The following is a 254-nucleotide window of genomic DNA, read 5'->3' on the forward strand; positions in this document are numbered from 1 at the left end:
CAAAACAATAAGCAAAAAAATACTCACTGTATGGCAAGAAAAAGCAAGAAAATGGATTGTGAAAATTAAAAAGACCTTACGTCGTCAGACGTGGAGGGAAAGAATAGTGGCAAGTGGAAGAAGAGACGATATGTCCTCATTGTGAAAATTATTATGAATATAAGGGTGAAGTATGCCTTGAAGATGGTATACTAGTAATAAAATTTGCAATAGATCAAATGACAAAGAAATATTTGGAGGGAGAGATTCGTTAT

At 33.5% G+C, this 254-nt stretch carries 1 pseudogene; it reads left to right on the forward strand.

Features of this window, described 5'->3' with window-relative positions:
• Nucleotides 1-254 (forward strand): annotated as a pseudogene (locus TEPIDINF_RS15090) (IS91 family transposase); the annotation flags it as partial.

It is taken from the genome of Tepidibacillus infernus (assembly GCF_048898065.1).
GTDB classification, from domain to species: Bacteria; Bacillota; Bacilli; order Tepidibacillales; family Tepidibacillaceae; genus Tepidibacillus_B; species Tepidibacillus_B infernus.